This is a genomic window from Streptomyces sp. SID12501 (assembly GCF_010550245.1).
Classification (GTDB): domain Bacteria; phylum Actinomycetota; class Actinomycetes; order Streptomycetales; family Streptomycetaceae; genus Streptomyces.
In genome coordinates this window covers 1-500 of sequence record NZ_JAAGLU010000463.1, presented here as the reverse complement: position 1 = coordinate 500, position 500 = coordinate 1, and the positions used below count along the sequence as shown (strand labels likewise).

General features: G+C 68.4%; 1 pseudogene. It reads left to right on the top strand.

What is annotated here, in order from left to right:
* Positions 1-500, top strand: a pseudogene (locus G3I71_RS46785) (hypothetical protein); the annotation flags it as partial.

The following is a 500-nucleotide window of genomic DNA, read 5'->3' as shown; positions in this document are numbered from 1 at the left end:
TCCACGTGGGAGTCCAACGACTGGAAGTTGAAGGAGAGTGCGAGCTCGACCGGACTTGTTTCCCCGATCGACGCCAGGCAGGCGTCCAACGTCACGAGTGACTTCTCCCGCTACGTCCCGGCCGCTGCAGAAGACCCCGTCCTGAGCGGCGCGGCCGGGCAGGACGGATTCCCCACGCCGTACGGGCACAACGAGCACGGCGCCCGCGCCGCCGCTGTCAGCGCCACCATGCTCTACGGCGATCCGAGGTTCTTCACCGATGAGGACTGGCGACACCGGATGCTGAAGGCCACCGCAGCACCGAGCGTGCTGCGATCGGTCACCTCGGACACCGACTCGACGGCCCGCCTGGTCATGCAGAACCGCGGGGTCGGTGCCGACGGCATGACGGCCGACGGCAGCAAACTGATCACGCGGACGGCAGCACTCGCCACCCGCGCGATCTCCTACTCCGACCAGGCCGCGAGTGTCGAGCTGTGGACCGCGTCGGTGGGCGGAGT